The sequence below is a fragment of the Massilia sp. P2_C2 genome (assembly GCF_056404615.1).
Genome location: NZ_JBFUDR010000374.1, coordinates 1 through 5,186, shown reverse-complemented (window position 1 = coordinate 5,186; position 5,186 = coordinate 1). Strand labels below are relative to the sequence as shown.

Genomic DNA, 5,186 nt, shown 5'->3' with positions numbered 1-5,186 from the left:
CTTCCACACCGTTCATCGTCAGGTCACCGGTCCCTGGCGTCTGCGCTACGAAACGCTGGGTCTTGGCACCGAGCCAGGCCTTGAAGCCATCCTGCGCGAAGCTCAGGCGGGCCTGCACCTGGGGGCTCGACCGGGTCGAATAGCGCGAGCCGGCGATGACGGGCGTATCGGACACGGGGCTCATCACGCCGACGTCGACGCCGATGCCGGACGCGTTCGCGGGCGTGCTGTAGACGATCTGGCCATACGTGCCCAGGTAGCTGTAGCCGGCGCCGATATGGCCCAGCGTCACGCGGCCGCGCTGGGTGGCCTGCACGGGCGCGCCGGCGCCGACCAGCGTCATGTCGCCCAGGATCGCGTTGGCGCCGAAGATGCCGTAGTCGCGGCCCAGCTTGAAGGTGCCGAGGTCGGCACGGCCGAACGTGAAGAAGGCCTGGCGCACGTCGACCGTGCTGTTCTGGCTGATCGCGCTGTCGGTGGCGGTGGCGGCGTAGATGCCGATCCTGGCGGTGACGTCGAACCCGCCCTGCGTCGACGACGCCGACGTCACGAGGCCGCTCGGCAGCAGGCCGTTGCCGATGGTGGTGCGGCGATCCTCGCCGCCGCAACCGAGCGCCCTTCCGGCCAGCGCCAGCCCGCCGACGGCATCGCCGCTGCAGGACACGCCCGTGTAATATGCGTTGACGATGCCGCCGACATTGACCGTCCAGTCGCCGGCCTTCATGTCGACCGCAGATGCCTGCTGCGCGCATGCGCTCATGGAGGCCAGGACGGCCAGTGCGTGAACCTTTTTCATGTATCTCCTCGCTGACTTGTTGTAGGGTGCGCATCGGGGCGATGCCTCTCCATACTGGCAAGTAGCGTGCCCGGCCGTTTGCGGCCCGGCAGCAAGGTTTCGCGCGTGCGGCTGTCGCGAATCGGATCAAATTCCTGGGCAGGTGTGCCAGATTTGACCGGCATCAGCGTAAATTAAGTAAACGATATAAATAAAAAAACGGCGACCGAGGTCGCCGCAAAACAGGGTCTTGACGCCAGCCGCCGCCGCAGCCTTTGCATAACCCTCCCTGACCATCACATACCGTAAATCAGATCTTCGTGGCGAGCTTGAACACCCACACCGAGCCGCCCTGTTCGAGGAAGTTGACCTTCTTGGCGACCTCGCCGCCCCACAGCGGCACGGCGCCACCCCAGCCCGAGACGACGGCCACGTATTGCACGCCGCCGTCTTCCCACGTCACCGGAGGTGCCACGACACCGGAACCGGTCTGGAACTTCCACAGTTCCTTGCCCGTCTTCGCGTCGAGGGCCTTCAGGAAGCCTTCGGGCGTGCCGTAGAAGACGAGACCACCGRCCGTCGTCATCACGCCGCCCCATAGCGGTGCCGAGTTCTTGTTCTCCCAGACGATCTTGCCGGTCTTCGGATCGACCGCACGCAGTGCGCCGATGTAGTCGTCGTTCAGCGGCTTGATGGTGAAACCGGCGCCGAGGTAGGCACCGCCCTTCTTGTACGAGATCGGCTCGTTCCAGATCTCCATGCCCCACTCGTTGGCCGGCACGTAGAACAGGCCGGTCTGCGGGCTGTAGGCCATCGGCATCTGGTTCTTCGCCCCCAGGAACGCCGGCGCCGAGAACACGGTCGAGCCCTTCTTGCCGTCCCCGCCCTTGGTCGGGTCGCTGGGACGATTCGCGGCGATGAAGTTCGGACGCCCGGTCTTCAGGTCGATGCCRCTCGCCCACGTGATCTTGCGCACGAAGGGGAAGGCATTCTGCAACTGCCCCGTCTTCGCGTCGATCACGTAGAAGAACCCGTTGCGGTCGGCCTTGCCGCCGTAGCGCTTGCCGTTCATGTCGAACGTGACGAATTCGTTGGCGCCGTCGAAGTCCCACGAATCGTTCGGGGTGCTCTGGTAGGCCCATTTGATCTGGCCCGTTTCCGGATCGAGCGCCACGGTCGACGACGAGTACAGGTTGTCGCCGGGACGCAGGTGGCTGTTCCACGGCGCCGGGTTGCCGGTGCCGAAGTACGCGAGGCCCGTGGCGGGGTCGTACGTGCCGCCCATCCAGGTCGAGGCGCCGCCCGTCTTCCACAGGTCGCCCGGCCAGGTCTTGTTAACGGTGCCCGTGACGCCGGCCTCGATGGCCTTGCCGTCCTTGTCGTAGCGGTACCCCATGTGGCCTTCGACGGTCGGGCGCATCCACAGCAGTTCACCGGTCAGCGGATTGCGGCCCTCGACGCGGCCGACGATGCCGAACTCGCCGCCCGACACGCCGGTGATCAGCACACCTTTGGCGATCAACGGCGCCGCCGTCATCGAATAGCCGGCCGCGTAATCGTCGACCTTTTCCTTCCACACGACCTTGCCCGTGTCCTGGTCGAGCGCGACCAGTTGCGCATCCAGCGTGCCGAAGATGACCAGGTTGCCGTACAACGCGGCGCCACGGTTGACGACGTCGCAGCACGGCATGATCGCTTCCGGCAGGCGGTGCTCGTACTTCCACAGCTTGTTGCCCGTCTTCAGGTCGATCGCGAAGATGCGCGAGTACGACGCGGTGACGAACATCTTGCCGTTGGCGATGACGGGCTGCGATTCCTGGCCGCGCTGCTTTTCGCCACCGAACGAGAACGACCATGCGGGCACCAGCTGGCCGACGGTCTTCGTATTGATCTGGGTGAGCGTCGAATAGCGCTGGCCCTGCGAGCCCATGCCGAACGACAGCACGTTCTTCGTATCCTTCGCTGCATTGTCGAGCATCGCATTGGTGATGTCGGCCGCCTGGGCGAGGAAAGCCAGGGGAGCAAGTCCTGCGAGCAGGACGGTCATTGTCTTCTTCACGGTTGTCTCCTATGTTGTCTTTGTGGTCTTTATAGGGTGGGCACCCCGTGCCCGCCATAACGTTTGCGGACCGCATGCGCCTGGTGGGCACAGGGGTGCCCACCCTACTGGTAATCAGGGTCCGGGCGCCTGGTCACGCAGCTGGCCGCATTCCTCGTCGGTGAACAGGCGCGAGCGCGTGAGAAAGCGCCGGCCCGTGCCGTTATCGAGCGAGAACATGCCGCCATTGCCCTCCACCACATCGATGATCAACTGGGTGTGTTCCCAATAACCGAACTGTTCCAGCCCGATGTAGAACGGTGCCCCGTCCAGGTTGCCCAGGTAGACGTCGGTATCGGACAGGTCGAATTCCCCGGCGGCGTAGCACATCGGCGTGCTGCCGTCGCAACAGCCGCCGGACTGGAAGAACATCAGCGGGCCGTGGTGCCGCCGCAGCTCGCCGATGAAGGCCAGCGCGGCGGGGGTCGCGGTCACGCGTTCGATATTGGCTGTCATGGCCCTTGGGGGTCAGAAGAAGCCCAGTGCTTTCGGGCTGTAGCTCACCAGCAGGTTCTTGGTCTGCTGGTAGTGGTCGAGCATCATCTTGTGGTTCTCGCGGCCGATGCCCGACTGCTTGTAGCCACCGAACGCGGCGTGCGCCGGGTACAGGTGGTAGCAGTTGGTCCACACGCGGCCCGCCTGGATTGCGCGGCCCACGCGGAAGGCGCGGCTGCCGTCGCGCGTCCACAGGCCGGCGCCGAGACCGTACAGCGTGTCGTTGGCGATGCGTAGCGCGTCCGCTTCATCCTTGAACGTCGTGACCGAGACGACCGGGCCGAAGATCTCTTCCTGGAAGATGCGCATGCTGTTGTCGCCCTTGAACACGGTCGGACGCACGTAGTAACCGCCGGAGAGGTCCCCGTCGTGCGTGGCCTGCCCGCCGCCCGCCAGCACCTGGGCGCCTTCCTGGCGGCCGATGTCCAGGTAGGACAGGATCTTTTCCAGCTGCTCCTTCGATGCCTGGGCGCCGATCATCGTGCTCTCGTCGAGCGGGTTACCTGCCTTGATGCTCTCAACGCGGGCCAGTGCGCGCTCGATGAATTTCTCGTAGATCGATTCCTGGATCAGCACACGCGACGGGCAGGTGCAGACTTCACCCTGGTTCAGCGCGAACATCGCGAAGCCCTCCAGGCATTTGTCGAAGAACTCGTCGTCCGCATCCATCACGTCCGCAAAGAAGATGTTCGGCGACTTGCCACCTAATTCCAGCGTCACGGGAATCAGGTTCTGTGCCGCGTATTGCATGATCAGGCGGCCGGTGCCCGTCTCGCCCGTGAAGGCGATCTTGGCGATGCGTTTGCTCGATGCGAGCGGCTTGCCGGCTTCCAGGCCGAAGCCGTTGACGACGTTGACGACGCCCGCCGGCAGCAGGTCGGCGATCAGCTCGACCAGCACCATGATCGATGCCGGAGTCTGCTCGGCCGGTTTCAGCACGACGCAGTTGCCGGCGGCGAGCGCGGGGGCCAGCTTCCACACCGCCATCAGGATCGGGAAGTTCCACGGGATGATCTGSCCGACSACGCCCAGSGGTTCATGGAAGTGGTACGCATACGTTTCGCTGTCGATGGTCGAGATCGCGCCTTCCTGCGTGCGGATGCAGCTGGCGAAGTAGCGGAAATGGTCGATCGCCAGCGGGATGTCGGCAGCCATCGTTTCGCGGATCGGCTTGCCGTTGTCGATGGTCTCGGCGGTCGCCAGCAGCCGCAGGTTCTGCTCCATGCGGTCGGCGATGCGGTTCAGGATGTTGGCGCGTTCGGCCGGCGACGTCTTCGCCCACGCGTCCTTGGCGGCATGGGCGGCGTCCAGCRCCAGCTCGACATCTTCCGCAGTCGAACGCGCGACTTCGCAGAACGGCTGGCCGCTGATCGGCGTGACGTTGGCGAAGTACTCGCCCCTGGCCGGCGCGACGAACTGCCCGCCGATGAAATTATCGTAGCGTTGGCGGAACGGGTTGGCGACGCCGAGTTTGCTGATATCCGCGAGATTCATGTCATCCTCTTTCTCTGTGAGTGAATTGGCCGTTGCCGGCACCGGTGTTTTGGAAGTACTCCCCTTCTTTCGCAAACGCCGTGCCAGCCCGCGTTTTGTCTGTTTGGCCTGTTTTGGCCTTGCCGGACGCCTTCACGCCGGCCGTTTCTGGTACACCTGTCCCAAACTTGAACAGCTCAGCGGATCAYGACACCCCAGGGCAACCGGCCCACGGCGATGTCGCCCGTCTTCTCGCCCACAGCCGTGTCGATCACGGACACGCTGTCCGAGCGGCCGTTCGCCACATACAGCCGGGCGCCGTCCGGTGTGAGCGCCATGTTCCAC

Annotated in this window: 5 protein-coding genes; all 5 read right to left on the bottom strand. The window is 64.6% G+C overall.

Annotated elements, in window-relative coordinates; translation table 11 throughout:
- Positions 1–796 (bottom strand): porin (locus AC1DYX_RS27410; protein WP_477264779.1); only part of this gene is annotated, 796 nt, incomplete at its 3' end.
- A 289-nt stretch (positions 797–1,085) separates the two neighbouring features.
- Positions 1,086–2,822: a PQQ-dependent methanol/ethanol family dehydrogenase gene (locus tag AC1DYX_RS27405; RefSeq protein ID WP_477264783.1), complete on the bottom strand. Its 1,737-nt coding sequence runs from the start codon at positions 2,820–2,822 to the stop codon at positions 1,086–1,088.
- Between the two features lie 126 nt (positions 2,823–2,948).
- The gene (locus AC1DYX_RS27400) at positions 2,949–3,329 is read right to left on the bottom strand and encodes a DUF779 domain-containing protein (protein WP_477264777.1); all 381 of its coding nucleotides are present in this window, start codon (positions 3,327–3,329) and stop codon (positions 2,949–2,951) included.
- Between the two features lie 12 nt (positions 3,330–3,341).
- Complete coding sequence (gene adh, locus AC1DYX_RS27395; protein ID WP_477264775.1) at positions 3,342–4,862, bottom strand: aldehyde dehydrogenase; 1,521 nt, start codon at positions 4,860–4,862, stop codon at positions 3,342–3,344.
- A gap of 176 nt (positions 4,863–5,038) precedes the next feature.
- Complete coding sequence (locus AC1DYX_RS27390; protein ID WP_477264781.1) at positions 5,039–5,179, bottom strand: hypothetical protein; 141 nt, start codon at positions 5,177–5,179, stop codon at positions 5,039–5,041.
- Positions 5,180–5,186: the final 7 nt, after the last annotated feature.

Coding starts and splice junctions, on each gene's coding strand:
- AC1DYX_RS27400 (WP_477264777.1), bottom strand. CDS start 3,329: ATGACAGCCAATATCGAACGCGTGACCGCGACCCCCGCCGCGCTGGCC.